We start from the raw sequence: 24,472 nt of genomic DNA on the forward strand, positions 1-24,472 counted from the left end.
CCCACGGCATCAACGCCCCGATCCCGGCTTCCGTTCGGGGAGCATGATCCGCTACCATGGCCGTCTCTGGGACAACACCGCTAATATTGGTTTTATCCTTTTGCTCGATTTTTGAAGAATTCTTCTGTGCAAGCATTAAATCCACAGAAAATAAAGTAAATAAAATGATCAACGAAATAGATAGTTTCATTCAGAGAATTGTATGAAAAATGGACTTTTACAGTTTGGTACAAATACAAATAGCGGAGACTGACATAATTTAAAATTGATCTTTCAATCTTCCTTACCTTTTAAAAATTCATTAATAACCAGGATTCTGTTCCAAGTTCTTATTAATCTGTATTTCACTGGCCGGTATTGGCATTAAATATTGCCTTGAATCAAAATTACGATCGGTAATCTGCTTAATTAATTGTTCATTGACCAACTGAGTGTAACTGGGTATACCGTCTTCATCTATCTCCGGGCCATAGGGGAGGAACCAATCTCCTTGATTTACGACTCTCTGTCTTAACGGTTCGGGATCCAATAATCCATAGTTTGGCCTATTAAGTGCTTTCTCAGCTATCCTCCATCGAATGAGATCTTTATATCGTAACCCTTCAAATGCAAATTCCATCCTCCTTTCCGTCCGTACTATCTTTCTTAATTCTTGTTGATTTGTAGTTGTGACTGCTGGATATTTACCAATAGCTGACGGATCAACTTTGTAAGCCCTCGCCCTAACTTTATTAATAGCATCTAATACTGTACCATCTATTTCATCAAGTTCTATTTTAGCTTCGGCATATATTAGAAGTATGTCTGCATATCGCATTAATATTATATCAGAATCGTCGCTATAATCATCAACGAAACTTTCATCAATTCCTTTTTTCCAAAGTAAGCCATTAAATGAAGCATATTGATTAACCGCACGGTTATCATGGTTATCTATCATACCATTAGTTAAAGAACTGTATACTCTTAAAGTATCAGGATGAGGCTGATAAACTATACCTAAATGTAAAGTCGAGAAAGGAACAATTGTATAACTCAAACGGGGATCTCTATTTTCAAATGGCTTCTCAGGGTCAAACAATGGAGATTCATCAATTGGCAGGCCATCCGTGCATAAATATGTGTAGAATAAATCAAATGATGGGTTTTCTGCAGCGTATCCCCCTCTATTCCTTGAGGGTAAACGACCGGCATAATTATTAACTCCAAATTCATCAGAACGAGGTAGAGTAAAAATGGTTTCTACTGTTTTTCGCGTGGAAGGCTGGAAGAGTTCGCCATAGTCAGGATACAATTGATACGTATCCATATCTATGACTTGTCTTGCTGCTTGTTGCGCAATATTCCAATCTTCATTATATAAGGCGGTGCGTGCTTTATATGCCAAAGCAGTACCTTTTGTAGCCCGGCTTAATTCGGAATTTGGGTATTCAACGGGCAGATTAGCTATGGCAGCATCAAAATCATCATATATATGTTGTAACACTTCTTCTTTACCCGTTCTTCCCGTCGTATACGCTTCCTCAAGTGGAATCTTATCTGTATAGTAAACAACATCACCAAAATTAAAAATAAGCTTTGCATATTGGGCAGCTCTTATAAATTTTGCTTCAGAAATATATTGTTGTTTTTCCTGTTCGGTAATAGCAATATCTCCAGAATTTTGAAGGTGATTTATGATTGTATTTGCTTTTGTAATGGCTTCGTAGCTATCCGACCAACGCTGACTTGCTACCCCCCACTCTGATGTTACGGTTCCGGATGTAACTGGCGTTAAACTTGATCTAAATAACCAATCATCTGTGTTGGAATCAGATGCTTTAAGCCAATATTTGAAAGCGTATAACTCGTTTAGTGAAATATTTATTTCTTCTTTATTGTTGTACCAATTTTCGGTAGATGCAGAAGATAGTGGGGACATATTTAAATCCGTGCATCCCAAAAATGTAGTCAATAAAACTATGAGCAGGAGATTTTTCATTTTTTTAAATTTTACTTTTAAAGTTGTATGGATACTCCAAATAATAATTGTGTAGTAATGGGATAACCTGTAACAGATATTTCAGGATCCCACCCTTCCGGATAACTGCTTATCGTATATAGATCTGAGGCAGTCACACTCAAATTTAGTCCCTTAAGCTTTAATTTTTGAACAAGTGAATTGGGCAGGGCATATCCCAATGTCACATTTTTTAAACGGAAATAGGAGCCATCAAACAGCCAATAGTCAGACATCAAATAATTACTCCCTGCGTTTACCTGGGTGAGACGGGGATAATCTGCATTAATATTTTGCTGGGAAGTATTATAAGTGCTCCAGTAGTTACCATCTATTATTTCCGGAATATTCCCCCACCCGTTCGTTAACGGTTGTACCATCAATGGATAGGTTCGACTATTCTGTTTTCCTATCCCTTGAAAAGTTATACGTAATGAAAGCTCTTTATATCCTACTTTTATATTCCCGCCATATTGCATTTTGGGTAAAGATCCTCCCAGCTGAGTACGGTCATACTCCGGTGTAATCTGCCCATCAGGCTTTCCATTGGGTCCACTGATATCAACATACTTAATATCACCAGGGCGAACGTTACTATTGATTGTCGGTGAATTCGCAACCTCGTCATCTGTTTGAAAAAGGCCATCAGTTTTATAACCATACCATTCATTGTATTCGCTGCCTTCTGTCACAATTAGATCTCCAAGAAATTCAGTCCCTCCCAGCTCACCCATTTCAGTTATTGAATTAGAAAGATTAAATGATACTGAATAGTCAAAATCACCGAATTTATCTCTCCAAATAGCCTGGAACTCCCAACCTTTTGTTTCCATTGTTCCAGTATTTTGATCCGGATTTTCAAACCCCAAAAAATCTGGAATTTCTAATGCCAACAACATATCCTCAGTTTTTTTCTGGTAATAATCAGCCGTTAACTGTAGTTGATCATCAAGAAAATTGGCATCTAAACCTATTCCTGCAGTTGTAGTGGTTTCCCAAGAGATATCTTCAATATTATAAGTATTTTGATTACCAGCGGTAGCAGAAGTGATATCACCCCCCTGGTATAATAATACATTGCGAAAATCTATTGATGCTTGATAAGGATAATTGCCAATCCGTTCATTTCCCAAACTTCCATACGATGCCCGCAATTTCAAAAAGGAAAGAGGAGAACTCTCCTGCAAAAATGGTTCGTTCGAGATAATCCATCCTGCAGAAACAGAAGGAAAATTGCCCCATCTATAATTTTCGGCAAACCTGGAGGAACCATCTCTGCGAATACTTGCTTCAAACAGGTATTTTTCCTGGAAGCTATAATTGATTCTACTAAAAAAGGATCTATATGCATTTTCATAGGCATTTCCATTGACAAATTGATAATCATTATTGCCATTGTTTAAATATGGAAATGATGAAAGGGGGAAACGCGTACTAGAAGCTCCAAGCGTTTCGAACCTCGCATAAAAATTTTCATAACCACCTAATATCTTGAATGAATGCTCTCCATAATTTCTATCATAGGTAGCTAAAAGCTGTGTTGTATAGTTTTGATCATCATATCTTGACTCATATAAATCAGTTGTATTTGAATTTTGAAGATATCCTTGTATCAGGGACTCATTACTGGCAGAATAGTAAGGAATCTGTTTTTGGAAATCTTTTGATGAAACAAAATTAAGGTTAGCTGAGAATATGCCTGAAATCTCTAAATTTTCTAACGGATGAAAGTCTAATGATATAGTTCCACCTGCCGTATTTCGATCTATTTCATTAAATCCGCCATTCTTTACACGTCCATAAATATTAGTACCCGTTTTTCCTGGTGCCGTAGCTCCATTTTGCCAAACAGCTGGATAGATAGGGGCGGAAATTAGTGTTTGAAAAAATAATATATTCTCAATAGGTGAGGATAGTTGGTCAGAATCTGAATGCTTATAATTGATATCAAGTTCAGCAGACAAATAATTATTAATATTAAAATTATTATTTATTCTTGCTGTAATCTTTCTGTAGGTTCTTCCCGGGTATAAAGCATCGGACCTGTCCAATCCGATGCTACCTTTGGAACTTATTCTCTCGGAGCCTCCGGATACACTTAAAAAATGGCTTTGACGAGGTGCGGTTTCATTGAATACTAATTCATTCCAATCTGTAATAGGATATTGATCCGGATCCTCTTGATTCAATTGATAATAATTGTCTACTATTTCCTTAGGATAAGTAGGATACTCTGTTCCTGCATTACCATTATCATTCCATCTAAGTTCATTTGTGATTTCGAGATATCTCACTACATCAACATAGTCAGGGCGAGCCGTTGGCCTTTGAAAACCATAATTAAAGTTATAATCCAAATTAAATTCATTAACTTTTGCTCTTTTTGTCTTTACCAAGATTACTCCGGCAGCCGCTCTGGCACCATATATTGAAGCGGAAGCAGCATCTTTCAATACAGTAATTTCTTCTATATCATTAGCATTCAAATTGTCAAGACTATTAGCAGGAACTCCATCTACAATGATTAGAGGATCACTATTTCCAAGTGTAGTAACACCCCTTATTTTTAAATCTGCTGTCGAACCAGGCGCATTCCCATTTCGAGTCACAGTCAAGCCTGGAACAGTCCCTTGTAATGCCTGGGTAACTTGCACCTGTTGCCTATCAGTAATGTCTTCACTATTGATAGTCGTAATTGAAGCCGTAACTTCCCTAGCTTGTTGTGTACCATATCCGACAACAACCAATTCTTCACCGGCAATCGCCTGAAGCTGCAGAGCCACATTAATGTCTGTTTGTCTATCGATAGGTATTTCTTGGGTTTGATATCCAACAAATGAGAAAATGAGTGTATCTTGAAGAGATTCCACCGTCAGATCAAAAATACCATTTGCATCTGTGGAGGTACCCGTTGTCGTCCCCTTGACCACCACATTCACCCCCGGGAGCGTTTCGCCGGACTCAGCATCCGTCACCTGCCCCCGTACGGTTTCCTGTTGTACCGGTTGTCGATGCTCCAGCTCACCCATTGGACTCCTCCTCAGGTGAATATTGCTGTTTATAATTTGATAGACCAAGTCTGTTTGGGCAACCATCTTGGATAGCAGACTTTCGACTTTCTGCTCACCCGAACCCGCACTGAAGGAGGTTTCCGTATCGATCTGATTCCAATCAAAAGAAAAGCGATAGCCGGTCTGGCGCTCAACTATTTTTATCATTTCATAAACAGAAATTTCCTCAGTATCCAAATTCACTAACGATACCTGTTCCTTTTGTATAGTGGCAACCTCTTGTTGATATCCCTCTGCAGCTGAAACCAGGCAGGTACCCAAAACGAGCAGGGTGAACACTTTTTTTACTGCTCCTCTTGATACCAAAAACCACATCTTCCGTAATGTTCTATTCATTGTAGTCAGCTTTTAAATTCTGAATGGCATATCAGCATTTGTTATCCCCTTGTGCTATTGTACCACTCGATTCTTATTGTTTAAAAATCCCTGTACCGGGCCCGTTCATGTATAAATACAACCAGAGAAGAAGTAACACCACCTCTTTTTTTATTTTTTTCTGACTACCGATATCTGTTTTGTCTCATGAAGTTAAATGAAACACCATTTAATCCGATATGAGCCCGGTCAAATGAGGTTGACTTTGAATTATTGTCCCGGCTGGATTTCTAAAAATGAGAAGAGATACTTCGCTCAAACTCGCGTTGAATCAGACGGTGGGACATTCATTAGTAAATGACCTCATTGTGTTTCAAAACAGACCGGCAAGAATGGGAAAAGAAACGAGAGTTTAGCTTACCTACCTTAAAAAGTGATATTAACAATCTGATTCTCAACTTCATACGTAAAATCCTTGACATAACTGATGCCTTCCAGAACATTACGGAGCGGTTCATCCCTAAATACCCCCCGGTATCGCCACTTTTGACGGGCAAGTTCTTCCCGGTTTTTGACTTTGACAGTAACCCCGTACCAGCGCTCAATACGGGTAATAAGCTCGTCAACATCGGCATCCCGGAATACCAGCATTCCCCGGGTCCATCCCAGGCTTAATTCGGGATCAAACCGTCCTTTTGTCAGGGTACTATCTCTCTTGTCCAGCACGGCAGCCTCGCCGGGATTCAAGACATGCGATTTTAATCTGCTACGGTTGTCGCCGGATTCCACCTTTAGTTTACCACTGGCAAGGGAAACATCCGTCTGTTTATCTTCCGGATAGTTTCTGATATTAAATGATGTGCCCAAAACAGTCGCTGTAAGTTCTCCCGTATGAACGACAAACCGGCGACTTGAATCTTCCGTGACCTCGAAAAAAGCTTCGCCGGTCAGAAAAACTTCCCGCTCCGTTTTCGAAAACTTTTCCGGAAAGGTAATGCGACTATCCGCATTTAATTGTATAACCGTTCCGTCTGACAGGGTCAGCGTTTTTTTCTCTCCCGGCTCAGCTATTTTTGTTACTTCTCTGTTTTCCCCGACACTATTACCGGTATGCGAGTTATTGACCGACCAAAAAGCAAACAGCCCGACGGCCACAACCAGTACGGCTGCCGCTTTGGCCCACATGGGAAAACCGTAGTCCCGGCGGCGAGATGTTCGGTTATATCTATATAAACGTTTATCCCGGTGGCTGACCTCTGACCTTCTTATATCCTGATGAATATCATGCAGAAGCTGGTCTCCATCGTGCGACACATAGTCCGATGCACCGATCTCATGCCAAAGCTCCTCCAGAGACTGACTTTTTTGAGGATTCAGCTGCCGGTCCTCAAACCACTTGAGGACCTCTTCCACTTCGGCTTCGGAAGCCTCGTTGTTAAAAAATCTTTCGAGTATTTCTTTATTCATCGACGATATTACATCACTTTATGACTGTGATCTATGTTAAATACACATAAACAGACCAAAGTACCATCTCCGAAAGAGACACCAATAAATTAATTCGGGAATGTAAAAAATATTCATACCAACCTTTAGCCTTCTTTCCGGCTGAATCCACTCCCCGCCATGGGAAATATGCTCCAAAATCCGTTAAATAAGAAACCAGCTAAAGCATACTATGACGATGAAAAGGCTAATGATCCCGTGATTCGAAAGGTAGATTCGCAACACTTTTAGAGCTTTGTGAATATGGTTTTCGATATTGCTGACGGAGGTATCGGTAAGGTGGGCAATTTCTTTATTTGTCAGGCCATTCATCCGGCTCAATGTGAATACTTCTTTCCTTCGGGGAGGCAGTTGTTCGATCGCATTTTCGACAACTTCCCATGTCTCGCGATACTGCAGTGATTCTTCCGTGCCGTTGTTTTGCTGGTGGCTGAGCTTATTTTTGAGATAATGTTCATAAGCATGAACATAGGTACGCTTGCGGGCTTTATTGTATACTTTATTGCGGGCAATCGTAAAGAGAAAGGCTTCAAAATTTTTATTCTCATCAATGGTCGATCGCTTCTCCCATATTTTAAAAAAAGTGTATTGTACTATTTCCCTGGCTTCTTCATGAGATCGGGTCAGCTTGTAGGCGAAGGCATATAACTTTTCTTCATATATTCGATACAAACGATCAAACGCTTTTCTATCACTTTTTTTAAGCCTTTTCACCAGCAATTGTTTTTCTGTCAAACCCATTCCCTGCGTGAACTAATTATGCATTAAAAGAATCAAATATTTTTTAACATTTAAACTTATTTCATTTTTTTCCAATTTAAATTCTATAATTTAACCTGAAAATCAAAATTATATTCCATTATCTTGCATTTATCAGATCTAAATCCATTACTATGGGAGTAGATTAATCCAGCGAATTGATCCAGTCGGCGATTTTCAGGGCCTCCTCTTCCGGCACGATCGTCATCGGCGGCATCGCCGTGGCGTAGTCGGGCCAGTTCGAGAGGTCCGGGTTATACATCAGCTCGACCATCTCTTCATTGCTGTAATTCCGCCGGGCAATCTCTGCAAACGGCGGTCCCACCTGGCGTTTGTCGGTCTGATGGCAGGAGGTACAGGTGTATTGGGACAACAGTGGTTTTACCTCTTCGTAGGTGGGAGGACCACTGTCATCCCCTTCTTTTGCTTCTTTTTGTTCGGGCTGTTTCCCGGCAGCGGATGGGTCGGCGGCGTCGGTATTTTTCCGGCTAACCTCGCTCAGCGACAGCGTGGATCCCTCCGGGATCTCCTTCAGCGTATAGTAGGCGGAGGAATGCAGCAGCGGGTGATTGCCCTCCTCGGAGCGGAGGCCATCCAGTTCGATATGGTGAATGTAGTTTTTGCGCATGTTATCCACCAGCAGACGCACGCTCAGTCCGTCGTCGGACACTTTTACGCCCCGGATATCGCCCGGGGCCGGATCCACCATCGGACTGCCGTAGACCGGGTGATACTTATAAATGAAGCTCGAGACCGCGTAGGAGGCAATATCTTCGGCGGTAGATTTATCCACAGGCCTGGTGAAGGTTATTTCAAAACCATCGGGCTTGACGCGGACCGTCTTCATTTCAAAGGGCACCTGTTGGTTCCAAACGAGCCGCTGCAGTCCCTCGGTCGCCTCGCCGGCCGATCCCCATCCCCGGTTGGTTTCCCCTACAAACAATGAGCCGTCATCGGCCCATGCCATCCGAAGCACCCCAGACTGAAAGCCGCTGCGGAAGTCAAGGGCGGCCCCCTGGTAGGTGCCGTTCACCTTCTCCATATCCACGCGCATAATCTTGCTTTGTCCCTGGTCGCCCACCAGCAGCTGACCTTCGAAGGGACCAAAGTGTCCCTCCGGAATCTCCAGGATATCGGAGTTTGAAATACCCAGGATGCCATGGGGCAGCCAAACGGCCGGCGTTTTCAGGGCCGGCAGCTGCTCCTGCAGTTCAAACATCGTTTTGTAGTCTTCTTCATGCTGGATGTTCTCCGGCTTGATATAGTTGCCGTTCTCATCCTTGTTATAGCGGGGATCCACATGCGCGTAGAGATCTTCCATCGTCATGCTAAGCGGGGCATTCGGCCTGTCGGTCCACCGCAGACCGGCCGGATGGCCCATAAAGTCTCCCTCCTCCACGTGCCAGAGTCCCCCCGACCCAATCCAGTCTCCCTGGTTTTCGGCATAGAACAGCTGCCCGTCTACCCATCCCAGTCCGGCCGGTGAGCGCATCCCCGTGGCCCAGGGCTTCATCTGTCCCTCTTCGCTTATGCGCATCATCCACCCTCTCCAGGGCACCCGGCTTTCTCCCCGCCACCACTGCTGATCGCCGAATGCGACATTGCCCGAGACATAAAAGGAGCCGTCCGGGGCGATGAGCGGACCGTAGCTGTACTCGTGATAGTGTCCCGACAGCGGCCAGGAATAGACGGTTTCGATCACATCCGCCTTGCCGTCCATCGTGGTATCTTCCAGGCGTGTGAGCTCTCCGCGCTGGGCGCAATACAGCGCCCCGTCTTTATAAGCCAGTCCCAGCACCTCATGCAAACCGGAGGCGAAACGCCGGAAATAAGGGTTATTGCTGGTCGGATTTTCAACGATCAGGATATCACCGCGCCGCGTAGCAACCCCAAGGTCCCCGTTCGGAAGAACCGCAAGTCCCCCCACTTCGAGCACGTATCCTTCCGGACTGTTAACATCTAAAATGGGGAAGAAATCCTCTTCGGCGGGAGTGTCCTGGGCAGAAGCTCCCCCGCTAACAGCAAGTAACAGAATCAAAACAGCAAAACAGCGACGTATGGAATACATAAACAAATTCATTTATTCAGGTAGGTTTAAAAGAGAATGGTATAGTGTACGCTCGACCGGGCAGGTACCAGAAGTTCCTGGAGGCTGCCCGTGGAACGAATAAAAGGATCGAGCCCCGAATCGACTTCCAGGTAATAGGAGCGGTCATCAACCTGATAGCGATCTCCCTCCTCTCTGGTAATCGAGTCTCCGGCCGCAAGGCGAACATACAGATCATCCCACGGCTCCGAGAAGTCCAGGGTACGCCGGACGCCCCGGCCGCCGGAGACCACCCGGATCTCATCCTCTACTTTCGTACCATACATCTCGTATACAAAAGTGGGATTATCATTGCTGTCCATCGTATATCCCTTCGAACAGTAGCCCGTTCCTGTTGTATCGCTGGTCCACGCATCCTGTTCATCCTCCAACCGGTTTACAGCCGGCGAGGGATCTTCGAGCAGATGCTCAAGCGATCCATTCGGCCGGGAGGTCCCGTTGCCCCGGTTGTGCCACATCGGTGTCGCATCCAAAAAGCGTCCCCGCCACAGCTGCACCAGGTTGCCCCGGTTGAGGTCATAGGTGTAATGCAGCTTCTCGGGACTGCTTACCGAAACGGCGTGTGTCAGCCGCTCGCCGGCGGGCAGATCCATAAAACTCCGCAGCAGCGGCTTATCCCGGGCCTCCACATAAATGGGACGGGGGCCCTGTTGGCCGCTCAGCCGGCTGTCGCTGAGCATATGGGAAGGAAGTCCCGCTGCCGAAACCGAAAATACGAGGTTCGGTTCCGCCCAGTCGGCCTGACGAGCATAGAAAAGTTCGAACGACACCTCTCCCTCTGTCAGACGTACTTCGCCTTCATTGTCATCAATCGGGATCACTTCCTCCCCGTCAATACGCAACAGCCCGCCCCCGCCGGCGGCATCCAGGCGAAATGTATAATCACCGGTGCTCTTGTTTTGCAGGGTCCCGGTATAGCGCAGCAGAAATTGGTCCGGCAGCTGTCCCAGTTGCGCCGTGAGCAGCTCCGGGGAACCCGATTGCATGGCTGAAAGGGTATCCGGGTCAGGTTCCTCGCTGAAAGCGCCCTCATAGACGTTGTATTCGAGCCCGCTAACAGTAGGCGCAGGCTGGTCGTACCGTGTAATCTTTATATTGCGAAAAGCCACGGCCCCGTGATCCCCCTGCAAACGCAGCGGTCCCTGTGCCACCTCGCCATCCCCGACCGCCCCGCGGGTTGGTCCCCGCAGCTCCAGCCCTTCATGGATGGTAACCCCGTTCAATGTCGCCCGGATAATCTGCGCATGCGCCACTTTGTTCCCCTCATCGTCAAAGCGAGGCGCCCGGAACGAAATTTCCAGGTGCTGCCACAGCCCCGGTGCCCGGCTCGCATTTTGTCGCGGCGGGTGTCCCTGGTAACCTTTTTGTCCCTCCGGCCGGCTCTCGTCCCATCGCTCGTATAGGCCGCCGTGATCCCCCGACGTCGGGGTTTGGGTCGCCCAGCTGTCCAGCAGCTGAACTTCATACCGTCCCTGCAGGTAGATGCCGGAGTTGGAATCCTTCGCCATCATGACATCCAGCTCCAGGTCCATATCCCCGTGCTCAAGCCTGGTAAACAGATCCCTCCCCTGACGATCGCCGGGAGTGTTCACCAGGATGCCGGTCCCCGGTTCCACCTCCAGGTGATTGGCCTTGTCCAGCGAGGCCGCCACGCCTCCCGCAACCCGCCAGCTCTGGCCGGGCTCCTCAAAAGCCGACAAATCCTGCAGCGATAGTTCCGGGTCCGGGGCCTGCTGGCCGCTGGTAACATGATTCAAACCAAACAAGAGGATCATACAGATAAGCATCCCTCCCAAAACAGATATCCTTCTATTCATATAACTGTATTTCTTCTTTTAACAGAGAGCTTTGTAAAACCCGACTTTTGCCCGATGTCAGACTTATTGGTCGGTCGAAATCCTCACATATAAGCTATATGTCCGGTATCAACCTCCTCCGGCCTTGATCCTGAACAAGATTTCTTGTTTTTCAAAGTTCTCTAACTATTTATTGTTTTACTTTGTATGCTAAAACAGAAGCAGCCGGACGAATAGGTAAACTTTGCAATCTTATCATAACTATTTTGTGCAAAAGCTGCAGCCACCAACATGTTAAAATTGTTTACCGATGAATGTTTAATTAATAATAGGGAGTTGGATCAGGCTATTTCATTTTTTCCTCCAGCATTTTGATAAAGTAGCCCCCTACGACCGATCGCGCCTGGAAGCCGCGCTGATCCCCGCTGTCGGTCCAGTACCAGTCCGTCATCGGCACGCGGTCTTCGGTCGTGTCAAAGGCCCGATACATGGGATAAATAAACTCCCGGAAGGTATCCTGATCTTCGGCAAGCGTTGCCGTCCACATAATCCAGTCGCTTTTGGTATAAAGAGCACGATTGTCCAGCGGCAGGCCGTATTCATTTTGTTGTTTCAGATAATACGCTATTTCACGCTCATCGATACTATCGGGGAAGACATTCAAGTCCAACAGATGATCCCATACCAGGTTGTATTTCTGACTCCACGTATCGGGATTGCCAAAAGCCAGCATATAGTGATCACCCGCGTCGGCCATATTCATCCATTTTCGGGCCATATCCTTAGCAGCACTTGTATATTTTTCGGCTACCTCCGCTTTGCCAAGCCGGTCAGCCAGCTGTCCATAACCGGCAATGCCCAGAATCGCTTTTATGGAGAGATTGGCGTTTCGGGCCAGGTGGCCGGCAAAATCATCCGTGGAAAGTTGATTTTTGGGATCCATGCCGTGTTCCATCAGATAGTCGGCCCATTCGGTGAGTGATTCCCAGTGATTTGCGGCAAACTCCGCGTTGCCTTCTGCCCGGGCAATAGCCGTCGTCATAATAAGCATATTTCCGGACTCTTCGACCGGCATGTCCCCCCCGTAGGTTTGTCCGTTGGCAATGGGATACGTGCCGACATCGTGGGCGGCAAACGGCTTATCCCAGCGCCCGCTCTCCCGGTAATAAAAAATCGGGCGCAGCATGCCCTTCAAAAGCTCCGGGTTGTAGTATAGGAACAGGGGTGATGAGGGATAGGTTACATCCACGGTACCAATCGAGCCGTTGCTAAAATTTTCCTTGCTGAAAAACAACGGCTTACCCTCGGGACTGGCGACCAGCTTATGCGCGGCTACGGACTGCCGGTAGGCCAATTCGGTCAGCTCAGCGTACTTTCTCCCGCCGGCCTGCCTTGCCTCTTCGAATAAATTCCGATCAAATTCAGTGGCTGCCTGCATCAGGCTGTCATATTCCGCCTCAGACCGGTGCAGCATGTCTATGGCCGAGCCGCTTCCCGTTTTCCACCAGGCCTGCAACGGCTGGTGGAAATATTCAATGGCATAGAGATCATCATAAGCCAGCGTAATATGCCGGCTTTGAGGATCCTTTGAAACGGGACCTAAATCATAGGCCGCGGCAAGGGTCAGGGGATCGGAGCGGACCGCCCGCGGCATAGCCCCCTCGTCCCGGCTGCTCAGCTTACCATCGTCAACAAAATCAGCAACAGACGTCCCGTTTGCCGTCATCCGGCTGCTTAGTCCCTCTACCCCGGGAGCCGCCATGTAGAGGTGTCCCCAGTCGATACGAACATTGTCGCCTTTTCGTCCCAATACCTGCTGGGTCGCAGTCCCCACACGCATAATATCAAGCGAGCGGGAGGGCATGCGCTGCCAGACTACTTCCTGGTCGGTGGTATTGACCGCAATATTCGAAGCAGCGCTGAGGTAAATTTGCACATCATGAGATGCTCCATCCGTGGATCGGACATCAAAGGAAATATAGTTGGCCGGACGGGAGATCTGTTCCAGATTATCGGGCAAAAGGGGCGCGGTAAAAGTTGCCTTTAATTCCACCGGACCACTTTCGAAGGTATATTCCGTTTGTGTGGCACTCACCTCCGCATTTGTTTGCCTGGCATTGGAGATCTGAACCGCCGACTCCAATTCTTCAACCAGGCCCACATCGAGGTACGCAAGTCCCCCGGTATTAATACAGTGTGCAGCGATAATATTTTCTCCTTCCCGAAGGGCATCCAACGCCTCCGGATTAACCTGAACCAGTGCTGCCGGGTTGGTTACGCCTTCCCGTTCAAAGGCAGGCACGCCGTTAATATAGACGGCAAGGTCATCATCATGCTGCACGTTCAGCAGCAGTTTCTCAGCATCCACCTCATTCACGTCATCAATCTCAAACGTACGGCGTGCCCAGATCTCACGGGTATTCCATGGATTGGGAACCTCTTCACCATCAGTAAACGCGCCCCTTCCCTCCTTCCAGTTTTGGGTAGTAAAGTTATTATTTTGCCATCCATCGCTGGGCTGAGAGGTAGTAAATGTCCATTGGCCTTTGTCTTGGGCCATCGGCAGTAACACATTATAACGGGGAATGGACTGACCCATAAAATAATACGATTCTCCGTCCACCCGTATGATACCCTGCAGCGAGTGCTCCTGCCCGGTCCAGTGCCTGGTCGGACCGTTATAAAGAGTATCCTGCATGGACCAGATGCTGAAGTTGGGATCCACGGTAATTAACGGGTAGGCAGGGGGACGCAGTTGTTGTTCAGGTTGTGCGCTCGACTGAAAGGGAACTAAAAAAAGGCTCAGTGTCAGCAGAAAAATAAATTTCTTTACGCTCTTCATGTAGCTAATTTTTGCTATGGAGTTATAAGTATTCTGGATTTTAGTTCGCATGGAGGCTGTACGACCCGGCATGACCCCGCGGCCCTACCAGCCTCACTGATTGGTTTCAAATTACTAAAATTATGTTAACGATAACAACTATGTTAGAAGTACTTTAATCCCAACTTATTCAGCAACATTTCTGCAAAAATTAATCTTCATCTTCACTTTTCATTTGCTTCTTTCACGGTAACAGTGCGACCCAGGACCCACGCCGTGAAGCGATAATTCCATCTGTTTATTTCCAGAAACCATAAGCTAATTGACAAAAAAATAGGAAATACAACAATCCAAGCCCACCAATAGTGACCAAATACCGTGCGTTGAATTTGAATAAAATTATAATAATAGGCAATGGCACTAAGTGGGACACTAATTAGAAGTAATCGTATAAAAATTAAAAAACTTTTCTTAGATCTTGGAGTTATTTTTCTTATCTGAGTAGACATATAGGCAGCAAAAATAATATTGCAATTAATTTAGTCCGCGGGTGGCGGAATAACCTGCATGAAACCCACAGCACTGCTGGCTTCATACGACTGAATTTTGCCATCGGGACAAGGGACATCATAATCCCGGTACATCAGCGTGCGGGTTTTATCCCGATTGCGCCATGCGGTATTGGCATTTTTCTGCAGCCACGGCAGATATTGATCTTGTCCCCCGTCTTCAATAAGCATATCCATGTATCGAACAAATATGGCCTTCAGTACCCCCTGCTCATTCCAATCGCCTTCGGCCGGCAGTATTTCGTTGCTATTCGACATTTCTTCTTTGGTATAGTCAGCAGCCAAAACAGCGTCATCCAAATACGATTGGTCGTTTGTCTCCTCATAAAGCATTACGGCCGCGCCGATAGCCGTCCCCTGGTTGTACGTATAATCTTCATAACCTGGCGGGTCATCCCCCACCTTGTGATCGGCCACACGTCCCGTCGTTTCCTGGAACAGGTTTTCCCGGGCCCAGCTATATATTTTTTTAGCCTTATCAAGATAGGCTTCATCACCTGTGATGTGGTACAACCGCATGGCCGCAATCACGGTCGGATAATTGATACAAGCGTTCTTGCCACTGTGATCAAACGACCAGTACATCCCTCCATTCTCCGGATCATAGGAATCTCTCCAAACCCGGTCGAAGCCGGTTATGGATTGATCCAAATACTTTTCTTTCCCGGTGATGGTATGAGCCCGCGCCAAGGCGATAACCCACCACATGATGTCGTCATATATAAACCATTCTTTCTTGTTCTCCCAGTTGTAGCCGTCATACTCCTTATATCCCCCCTCGTAGATGTCGTGAATCATCTGCAGATAATCGGGATTTTCCGTTCGCTGATAGGCATCCATTACGATATCCCAAAAAATAGCTTGAGTCCATATGGAGCCGATTTCTGCCTGATCTGTGGTTGCGTGATATAGTTTCACGCGATGATCATAAAAGTGGTTGTTAAAGGATTCGAAGGCTTCTGTAGCGTCTTCGGCGGTATATGCGGTCTCTTGAGTCGGTGGATCTACCGGCGGCTCTTCGGTATTCTGATCACTCGCGCTACACGCTCCCAAAGAGATAAAGAATAAAAAAAGAAAGAAATTCCTACCTTGCTGCATGAGATGTTATTTGATAATGAGCTTTCGATATATATTTGGCGCTTTCAGCATTACCTTCAAATTTTAAAATTTGTTTGAGTGAAAGTATTCCAGCTCTTGATTCTATCTGTCGATCGTGATATATCTCATATCATGTGTATAATATAATCTATCATTCCAAAATATTTTCACGTTCCAACAAAGCAGCGGCTTCTATAATCATGGCTCCGCTGAGATGTACTGTTAAATCTATTTCCTCATCATTGCCGGGCTTTTTTTGCCAGCTGGGATCAAAAATGACTTGCTTCTTATTTGTCCCTTTATTCCATAATACCTCCGCATTGTGTTCCAGAAACTGGGCATAACGTTCTCGCGTTGTGTCAGGCAGCTCTTCCTCAAATATTAATTGCGTAAGGTAGCGTATAAATATTCCTTTAAACAATCCTCCATCCCCCGTCCCTCGCTCTTTAAATACTCCATCATCATTAATCATATTGTTCAATGTATAATCTGCTGATTTAATAGCATCATCCAAATAACCTGATTCACCGGTAATGCTATAAAGTTCTAAAGCTGCTCCCAAAAAAACTCCTTGATTATAGGTGAATATCCAATCTTTCGCTATATCCTCTTCTCCATCTTCTGACACCTCAATATGATCCCATACAGCTCCATTTTCTTTATTTACAAGTTTATTTCTTACCCATTGATACGTTTTTTTTGCCCAGTCCATATACTCCTGTTTTTCGTTAAGCTGGTATAAACGGGAGGCTAAGATGCTGGCCGGAGAATTGGAAATGGCATTTTTGCTATGTGGAGTATGTTTAGCCCACATAATTCCTCCATCTGCTACATCAGTCCAACCTGTTTTTATTTCTTCCCAAATAGTATCAACCGAAGTCTTGAACTTCTCTTTGCCAGTAATATTATATGTACGCAACATTGCTAAAGCATTCCATTGCATATCGTCATAAAAATCATTCAGAAAAGTGTTACCATTTTTTTGATAGATTCCCTCATACCATACATCAATGTACTGCTCAAATATTGAATCCCCTGTTCTAATATATGCATCAACCAATACATCCAAGGCATGAGCCTGGGGCCAATACTGAAATTCCCTATCATCTCTGTTTCCGTAATTGAAGTAGTGTTGCCGGGAATTCCAGTAATTTTCTATTAACCCGGTACGAGTGCTGCTATCGGCGGCAACATACCAATTAATCGTATAGGTCGATTCAGTTGGTACAACCGGAGGAGAATCGCCATCAGCCCCGTTATTACTACAGCTACTGATTATCAACACAAGCAGGGCCATTATAGAAAATGAAATGTACTTCAAACTATGAGCTGACTAAAAGATAGTTGATTATTATAACTCTGGCACCTCACCGTTGTAGTAAAGTAACCGCCATTCACTTAATTGCATCAATGAAGTTTCGCCGGCATTGTCAGTGATAGATAAGCGAAATGAGCTATAGGTTGCTTCTGAATCCAGTCCATAGATATTCACCTTATTTCTGCCAGTAAACGAGGCACTCGTTACAGTATGTATGGTTTCCCAGGTTGAACCTCCGTCATTAGAACCAGCTAAAGTCCAATCATGTGGATCGCGATCAGGCGCATCATTACCGGATGTAATTGTGTAGGCATTGATGGTTACGGACTCTTCGAAATCCTGTTGCATCCAAAAATCAGGATCGTAATCAAAGATCAAAAACTTGGTGTATTTATCACCGTCGATTGATTTGCTCGATCCCTCCCCTGCAAATGGTCCCCCGGGATTTTCATCACTTACCGTTAAGGTCGCATTTTCAGATAAATCCGTAACATCGGGTTCAGTGGTTGCTGCGGTGGGTGGACTCTCATCGTTACAGGCTGTAATCATAAGCCCAAAAACAACCACACTCACTATAAATCTAATATTCCGTACTAATTCTAACATGAGTCAATTTGCTTTAATTTAAAACTTGTAGTTTTTAGCCGTTAATTTAACGCGGTTACCGGTTAGCCCTGCACGGGGTTGCCGAATGATGAGTCCACCTGCCCGATGCCTTCCCTCTTACTGGTAAAAGTGAACCGTAGAAGCATTTCAATTATTACCATCCGGGATTTTGCACCAGATTACTGTTAATATTTACTTCATCCTGCGGGATGGGATATAAATAATGCCTCATTTCAAATACCCGTTCTTCAAACACTATTTTATTGTAAAATTCAGACTCCGGTGTAGCAAAAATATCCATGGAATACATGGGGCCTCCGAATTCTTCTTCGGCTGTTTTCCAGCGGCGGGCATCAAAATAGCGCTTATCTTCGAACGCTAATTCAACCTGTCGCTCGTGATGAATAGCTTCCCGCATTTCTTCTTGTGAGGATGGTGCTTCCAACTCATCAGAGCCATACTCAGGAATACCCGCCCGGTTGCGAATACGATTCAGAAATTCCAGGATATCAGGATTCCCGGGATCGTACTCATTGAGTGCTTCCGCATAACTGAGATAGATCTCGGCCAAGCGCATCATCACAATCGTTTGCGGTTCACTACTATATCCTCCCGTACTGGCATGTTTCCGAACAATATAACCCGTTGGAGTATAATCGTTCCCGCCAATCTGCTGACCGGAATTCCCCTCGAACCATGTTTCCGTGATTATAGGTTCCGGGTCGGTATTCAGCCAGAGGCTGTTGTTATAGGTAATACCGACATAGAAACGGGGTTCACGATTGACCCATTGATTAAAGGTCCTTCGCTCCTCGGTATCATACGGAGCCTGGAATTGAGAAAAACCCGTTTCCTGGTAACCCGACTGGGGATCATCAATCGGGCGGCCGTTTTCCATGAAGTAAGCGTCAACGATCGATTGGGTAGCCCCCAACCCTCCGGCTCCTCTGTTATTACCATCTTCACCGGAATGATAGGGATATCTGGCATACTGGTCGACAGTCGCACCGGGACGGGCCATAATAATTTCCCTGTTCCATTCATCCAGCACTACATCCCGAGTAGATAAGTATGGAGAAAATTCGCCATCGGGGCCATTTTTCCTGTACAATGAGAACGTGCCGGGCACATACGCATCGATAAACTCTTTGGCTGCATCGGCCGCGCGCTTCCACTTGCTTTCATTGTATTGCTGGCTGACCAGTTGCGTGCCATCGGGGTTGATTAAATCGGCATAATCCGTATTGCCGTTAAAGAGCGGACTTGCCGCGATCAGCAGCAAATCCACTTTTACTCCCTGCAGATAGGGCTTGGTCATTCGGCCATGATAAGCATTCGTCGGAGGCGTTGCGGGCAGATTTGCCGCCGCAGAATCCAGCTGGTTGACCACAAAATTCACGCCCTGATCAAACGGCGTTCGAGCTTTTTGCACTTGCTCCAGACTGGCATCAGGCGGGAGCGTTTTATTGCCTAAAGTCACCACCGGTCCGAATATACGCATCAGGTTGTAATAAAACACAGCACGCAGGGCCCGTGCTTCTGCCTTATATCGTTCTATACGACTGGGAGCGCACTCCTGACACTGGTCCACATTGTCCATAAAGTAGGTGGCAGCCCGAATGCCCTGGTAATAATTGGACCAAACGTCATTTACATGGCCGGTCGTAGCATCCCAGGCCCCAAGATTTACGGAATTTTGATAATAATACGCCCATACAAATTCTGCCTCGTCGGACGCCCCGGTCCAGGGACCATTATTGCCGCCTGTCCACCGCTGGTTTTCACTGGGCAATCTTGAGTAAACATTCGCCAGAAAATCCAATACCCGGTTCTCGCTTGTAAACGTCTCATCCAGGGTTAAGCGATCATCAGGCACCTGATCCAGGTAATCAGAACAGGATACACAAAACAACACAACCACTAAAAATATGCCAATTCGTTTAAATCTATTCATAACAGTGTTCGTCTAATTTTTTAAAATTGTATATCGAGTCCGATAGCGTAAACCCGCGTGTTGGGATATGAAGTACCATTGGAAGTGTTCAGCTCGGGATCCCACAGATCAAAATCGCTGAGCAGAAGCAGGTTCCGCCCCCTAAAGTAGATACGGGCCGTATTGATGGTGGTATTGCCGGTAATGGACAATGGCAGTGTATAACCCACTTCCATCTCTTTCATGCGTACGAAATCCAGGCTGCGCGTCCAGTAAGAACTATTCTTGAAGTTATTCGTATTTTCAGCATCTCCATACGCCAGTCGCGGGTAAAACGCATCAGGGTCGGGGTTTTCCTCGGTCCACCGGTCGGTGGCAATCGCGTAGAGATTACCGCGTCCGCCTCCCCCCGAGAACGGCAGAATGCTGGAAGCATCGGGAAACCCTATCTGGTCTTCTGCTCCAAATTGCCCCTGGAAGAAGGCCTGCATATCAAAAGCCTTATACCCCAGTTCAATGCCCGCTCCGAGTGTAAGGTAGGGCACGTCACCGCGACCAATTTTTTTCTGATCAAAAGCATTGATAACCCCGTCATCATTGAGATCTTTATATTTGATATCTCCTGGCAGTACGGTGCCAAATTGCTGAGCATGATTATCAATCTCTTCCTGGCTTTCAAAGAGTCCAGCAGCTTCATACCCATAAATCGCAAGAATGTTATCGCCCCTGCGATCCATCCAGGGATAAGGCTGTGGCGGCTGATCGTTTTCAATGATCTCGTCTCTGTTATAGGTGAATTGACCTTGCAGGCCTAAGCTAAAGTCCTTGCCCAATCTGCCATTAAACTGGATTTGCCCATCAACGCCTCTGTTTTCAACAACTCCCACATTACCAACAGGATCACTGACCAGTCCAATAAAATTCGGTATCGAAGCCCGGTTCAGAAAAATTCCATCCCGCCGCTCCTTAAAGAAATCAACGGTAAGCGAAAGCTGGTCGTCCAGCGTCCGCAATTCAATACCGAGGTCCTGCTTGCGCGATTCAGCCCACTGCACATTCACGCCATAATCCGAAATATTAAGCCCATCGCGACCAGCTTGGTTGTTTAACCCATAGGTATATCCATTTGCGCCGGTAACAAACGTAAGGTAGGCAAACCGGCGGCCGCCTGCATCCCCACTGGCGCCAACATATCCATCGGAGTACCGCACCTTCAGAAAATCGATGGCGCCGCTCAAAGGTTCAAAAAACTTTTCATTGGAAATCACCCAGCCGACTCCCGCCGAGGGGAAAAAGCCAAACTGGTTTTCCGGGGCAAAATTCTCTGATCCGCTGTATCCGAAGTTGGCTTCAAAGAAATAGCGGTCATCATACGAATACGTTCCGCGCAATGCTACCGACTGCTCGCGATGCGGAATCGATTCGGTAAAATTACCGGCAAACGCTCCCTGCTCATCGGACTGGCTGTATACAAATAATCCCGAAACCTGGTGCCTTGCCCCAAAATCATTGCTGTAGCGCAATGAAGATTCCAGATAGTATTCACGATTTCCTTCATTTTCGGGATCGTACCCCAGCGAATTATCCCCTTCGTATGTAAGATTATAATAGTAGCTCCCGTCTACATCATAGGGATCGCTGGGGTCGATATAGTAGGTATCGGGACGTTTACTTCTGTTAATCGTATTCTCACTATAGGTGTCAAAGCCAAATAACCCTTTAAATGACAGTCCCTCCACGAGCATATCCAGCTCCTGGGTGAGTTCCAGGGTAGAAAACAACTGGCTGTTAAACTGATCCGAGTACCCCCGTCCGGTAGCCTCCACATACGGGTTCCGTTCCCCGCCATTGGGATTTCGGCCCGGAGTCAGTCCCCCGGGATAGATGACGGGATAGGCTACCGGCGAGGCGTCCATTGCCTGAAAAAATATTCCTCCTACGCCTACCGCCGGATACTGCCTGTCCTCCAAATATCCCCCTACCCCCAGTTTAGCTTCGGTCGTTGGGGTAACATCCAGCGTTACATTCGACTGAAGATTGTATCTGCTATAATCGGAATTGGTGCTGTAGTCGGTTGTATCGTTATTTACAAGTAATCCTTTCTCATTATAGTAGCTCAGTGACACAAAATACCGTGTATTCTCCGCTCCTCCGTTAACCTGGGCATTAAATTGCCGGTTTTGACCAAAGTCATTAAATATCTGATCTATCCAGTCCACATCGGGGTAAATCAATGGGTTTGTGCCATTCTCCGTCATTTGCATCTCTTCCTCGGTATATAACGCAGGCTGCCCCCGGGTCGTCCGGGCTTCATTGGCCAGCCTCATGTAAGTGGGACCGTCAGCCATTTCCGGGACTTGAGTCAGCTCTGTTATTCCCTGAAAGAAATCCACATTAATAGTCGGTTCTCCTTTCTGTCCTTCTTTTGTTTCAATAATGATAACCCCGTTTGCCCCTCTGGTCCCATACACGGCGGTAGCAGAAGCATCTTTCAACACCGTTAAGCTTTCAATATCATCCGGATTTAGACTGTTCATGGGACGTTCAATACCATCCACCAGGATAAGCGGGCTGCTATCTCCATATGTGGAAATCCCCCGTATCCATATATCGGAAGCATCTGCCCCCGGCAGCCCTGAACGCTGCACACCCACAACCCCGGAAAGACGGCCTGCCAATGAATTTGTTAAACTTCCCGAAGATACTTTCAACTCTTCTGTATTTTCAATAAAAGATTGTGAGCCAATTAAACTGATTTCTCGCTGTTCACCGTATCCCACGACCACCAATTCATCTCCAGTAACAGCCTCGGGCAATAAAGAAATTTCCAGATTAGTACGACCATCTACAGGCACTTCCCTTGTTTCATAACCGATAAAAGATACGACCAGCGTATCTGTGAGTGACGGTACATCAAGGCTGAACTCCCCTTCCGTATTGGTCGAAGCCCCTATATTAGTTCCTTTAACCAATATATTCACGCCCGGAAGCGTTTCACCGGTCTGCCCGTCCGTTACTTGACCCGTTATGGTTTCCTGTTGAGTAATTTTCTTTTTCAATTGTTCTTTTTGATAGACTACAAAACTGTCTTCCGTTAGCTTCCGGTAGGTCAAACCCAAAGGCTCGAGAATAAGATTGAGATGGATCTCTACCTGTATATTAGGGAGCTCCTGGGTGATCTTGTTTGCAAATTTATCCTCAATATCCCGGCTTTTGTAAAAGATATTTACATCATAAGTCTCTTCAAGCTGTCGGAGCGTTTGTTCCAGTGGTGTCTTTCGTTCAACAGCCTCCATCTGCTGCCGTTTCATGGTCAGTATCTCGTCTGTATCCTGGCCTAATGCTCCCAATGGCAACATCATCCCTACTAATACCAACATTAGCCCTATCTGTCTTGTCATGTTTCCCATTCTCTTATCGTTTAACTTTCTATTCATTGGTTGTTTGATTGTTATCATTTAGCCTCCGAATGTGATCGTATCTTCATCATACGCTATTGGAATGTCGAGGAGAGTTCTGAGTCCCTCTAAAAGCACCGCAAAATTCTTGTTGGGCGCCGACCCTGAAAACCTCACTTTTTTCAGATTTTCGTTTTTGAACTCCACATTCACCCCATAGAGTTGTTTTATCCGTCCTGCAATTTGAATGAGGGGCGTGTTCCTAAACTTCAGCTCAAATCCGGTCCACGAGGTATATAATTCCGTATCGACTTTTTCGACCTCAAGACCCAGATTTTCGGGCTGCAGGCGGACCAGCTCGTTTGGGCTCATTGTATAGGCCTGATCGGAACCCTCTGAAGTCTCACCTGCTTCCACCCGCACTTTACCCTCTTCCAGCACGATCTCCGTATCTTGAGAATAGGTATTCACGTTGAACTTGGTACCCAGTACGGCTATTCTTCCCTCCGGCGTCTTCACGGAAAAGGTGCGTTGCCGGTCGCCTGACTTGCGATCTATGGAAAAGTAGGCTTCGCCCTCTAATTCCACTTCCATATCATCCCCGGGCCGGGCCGTAGTGGGATAGGTGAGCTGTGAATGAGCATTCAATGTAATTTCGGATCCGTCGGAGAAGGTGAGAATCCGGGTTTCTCCATAATCGGTTTGTACAGTCTCGAAGGTTGTAGCGACTTCCTCTTTTACCGGCTGCTGTTCGGGACCCCATCCTGCATATTCTATGACGGCAAGTACGGCCACCAGCAATACAATAACGGCCGCGGCACGCATCCAATAGTTTTTGGGGCTTCTCTTCCCTGTTAGCGGTATCCTTTGCCTATACTTTTTTTCGGCATCAAGTGCCTCCTCTAACCTGCGGAGTTGGGCAGTAGTATCCGGTTGCTCTTCCTCAAACTGCAGGGACCGGTACAGTTCCCTGGCTTCCCTGAGAAGTTGGATATTGGCCGGGTCCTCTTCCAGCCAGCGATCCCATTTCTGCTGTTCCAGCGGTGTGGCTTCGTCATTAATCCATCGTAGAAATGAATCATCGGTTAATAACTGCGTAATCTGATCGTTCTGCTTAGACACTATGCAATAACTCGGGTTAAAAATCTATACCAAATAAATAGAATCGACCTCATG

General features: G+C 46.2%; 13 protein-coding genes and 1 pseudogene. All 14 read right to left on the bottom strand.

Features of this window, described 5'->3' with window-relative positions; all coding sequences use genetic code 11:
• Positions 1 to 190, bottom strand: a pseudogene (locus BUB16_RS14230) (hypothetical protein); the annotation flags it as partial.
• Positions 191 to 301: 111 nt separating this feature from the next.
• Positions 302 to 1,981, bottom strand: a complete 1,680-nt coding sequence (locus BUB16_RS14235; protein ID WP_073065790.1) for a RagB/SusD family nutrient uptake outer membrane protein — start codon at positions 1,979 to 1,981, stop codon at positions 302 to 304.
• Between the two features lie 17 nt (positions 1,982 to 1,998).
• On the bottom strand, positions 1,999 to 5,406 hold the full coding sequence (locus BUB16_RS14240; RefSeq protein WP_073065792.1) for a SusC/RagA family TonB-linked outer membrane protein: 3,408 nt from the start codon (positions 5,404 to 5,406) through the stop codon (positions 1,999 to 2,001).
• 405 nt (positions 5,407 to 5,811) lie between these two features.
• Positions 5,812 to 6,852: a FecR family protein gene (locus BUB16_RS14245; RefSeq protein ID WP_073065795.1), complete on the bottom strand. Its 1,041-nt coding sequence runs from the start codon at positions 6,850 to 6,852 to the stop codon at positions 5,812 to 5,814.
• A 183-nt stretch (positions 6,853 to 7,035) separates the two neighbouring features.
• Entirely contained in the window at positions 7,036 to 7,632 is a 597-nt protein-coding gene (locus tag BUB16_RS14250) for an RNA polymerase sigma factor (protein WP_073065798.1), read from the bottom strand.
• 163 nt (positions 7,633 to 7,795) lie between these two features.
• Positions 7,796 to 9,718: a c-type cytochrome gene (locus BUB16_RS14255; protein WP_073066084.1), complete on the bottom strand. Its 1,923-nt coding sequence runs from the start codon at positions 9,716 to 9,718 to the stop codon at positions 7,796 to 7,798.
• 26 nt (positions 9,719 to 9,744) lie between these two features.
• On the bottom strand, positions 9,745 to 11,574 hold the full coding sequence (locus tag BUB16_RS14260; protein WP_073065801.1) for a 3-keto-alpha-glucoside-1,2-lyase-like domain-containing protein: 1,830 nt from the start codon (positions 11,572 to 11,574) through the stop codon (positions 9,745 to 9,747).
• A gap of 325 nt (positions 11,575 to 11,899) precedes the next feature.
• Complete coding sequence (locus BUB16_RS14265) at positions 11,900 to 14,395, bottom strand: glutaminase family protein (protein WP_073065803.1); 2,496 nt, start codon at positions 14,393 to 14,395, stop codon at positions 11,900 to 11,902.
• Positions 14,396 to 14,913: 518 nt separating this feature from the next.
• Positions 14,914 to 16,041, bottom strand: coding sequence for a glycoside hydrolase family 76 protein (locus BUB16_RS14270; RefSeq protein ID WP_073065806.1), 1,128 nt, complete (start codon positions 16,039 to 16,041; stop codon positions 14,914 to 14,916).
• A 151-nt stretch (positions 16,042 to 16,192) separates the two neighbouring features.
• Entirely contained in the window at positions 16,193 to 17,362 is a 1,170-nt protein-coding gene (locus BUB16_RS14275) for a glycoside hydrolase family 76 protein (RefSeq protein ID WP_139240316.1), read from the bottom strand.
• A gap of 30 nt (positions 17,363 to 17,392) precedes the next feature.
• Positions 17,393 to 17,965 carry a discoidin domain-containing protein gene (locus BUB16_RS14280; protein WP_073065813.1) on the bottom strand — a complete coding sequence of 191 codons (573 nt, stop codon included), beginning with the start codon at positions 17,963 to 17,965 and terminating at the stop codon, positions 17,393 to 17,395.
• Positions 17,966 to 18,119: 154 nt separating this feature from the next.
• Positions 18,120 to 19,919 carry a RagB/SusD family nutrient uptake outer membrane protein gene (locus BUB16_RS14285; protein WP_073065816.1) on the bottom strand — a complete coding sequence of 600 codons (1,800 nt, stop codon included), beginning with the start codon at positions 19,917 to 19,919 and terminating at the stop codon, positions 18,120 to 18,122.
• Positions 19,920 to 19,939: 20 nt separating this feature from the next.
• On the bottom strand, positions 19,940 to 23,299 hold the full coding sequence (locus BUB16_RS14290; RefSeq protein ID WP_170864408.1) for a SusC/RagA family TonB-linked outer membrane protein: 3,360 nt from the start codon (positions 23,297 to 23,299) through the stop codon (positions 19,940 to 19,942).
• 57 nt (positions 23,300 to 23,356) lie between these two features.
• Entirely contained in the window at positions 23,357 to 24,418 is a 1,062-nt protein-coding gene (locus BUB16_RS14295; RefSeq protein ID WP_073065823.1) for a FecR family protein, read from the bottom strand.
• Positions 24,419 to 24,472 lie beyond the last annotated feature (54 nt).

Origin of the sequence: Fodinibius roseus, assembly GCF_900129315.1 — a bacterium.
Classification (GTDB): Bacteria; Bacteroidota; Rhodothermia; order Balneolales; family Balneolaceae; genus Fodinibius; species Fodinibius roseus.